This is a genomic window from Kitasatospora sp. NPDC002543 (assembly GCF_053594915.1).
This window is the reverse complement of the sequence record NZ_JBSFWR010000275.1, coordinates 1-1034: the sequence shown is the minus strand read 5'-3', so window position 1 is coordinate 1034 and position 1034 is coordinate 1. Positions and strand designations below refer to the sequence as shown.

Sequence of the window (1034 nt, the reverse complement as noted above, 5' to 3'; positions counted from 1 at the left end):
GCACCGACCAGGTGACGGGCGTCGACGGCCAGGTGTGGAGCAGCAGCTCCGGCCCGATCGCGGCGGAGAAGGTCGTCGAGGACATCGACGCCACCGACACCCCCACCACCCCCCTCCTGGTGGACGACTCGGAACGCCTGTGGTCGCTGCTGCCGCCGGGGGCCGGGAACACAGTGCACATGGTGGCGGACAACGCGGGCCGCGAACTGCTCCCCGACCTCCTCCTCATCGACCACTTCCTACGCCACGCACACGCGGAACAAGTGGTCCTCCACGTAAAGCCACACCCGTACTACGTCTCCGACGCGACCCCCATGGACGTGATCGACGCCCTGCGCCACCTGAAGCGAGCTCCGGGCGAGGCAGGCGAGGCGGGCGAACGCCTATGGCAAGCGACATCAACGGGCCAACTGCAGCTCCTCGCCCACCCGTTCTCCTTCGCCCCGCTGTCGTACGCCGCAATGCCGGGAGACCTGAGGAAGCACTTCGAGAAAGCCACACTGACGATCCTGAAGGGCGACCTGAACTACCGCCGTCTAGTAGGCGACCAACTCCGGCCCCCCACAACCCCATTCCCCACGTGCACCTCCTACTTCCCAACCCCCGTAGCAGCCCTACGTACCCTCAAATCAGACGTAATCGTGGGCCTGGAAAAACAAACGGAGGACGCGCTGAACGATTCGGAACCCGAATCCTGGCGAACACAGGGAACGCATGCCGTGATCCAGGTTCGGGGCGAGCCTAGATGAAGTGGCGAGCCTCGATGAAGTGATGAAGTAGGGAAACCCTTTCCGGGCATGCGAGCTGCCCTTGACCCGTGGTTGGCCGGTACGTACTCGGGGTGTACTGAGCTCACGGCGTACGCGGGTGAAGCGCTGCTGGAGAGGATGAATGAGTGATCGGGAGGCGCGACACGGCTCCCTGGCGCTGGACCCACCCGATGCGCATGTACGTTAAGCAGTCATTGCATTGCAATGGGTAATGCAGCTCTGTACTGCAGATGCGCGGAGGGCAAGATTTCATGCTCATGCTCC

Annotated in this window: 1 protein-coding gene; it reads left to right on the top strand. The window is 63.6% G+C overall.

The genetic code is table 11. The annotated features are described in order from the left end of the window. On the top strand, positions 1–749 hold a 749-nt coding region (locus ACWD4P_RS38545), incomplete at its 5' end, for a damage-control phosphatase ARMT1 family protein (RefSeq protein ID WP_449782859.1). Between the last annotated feature and the right edge of the window lie 285 nt (positions 750–1034).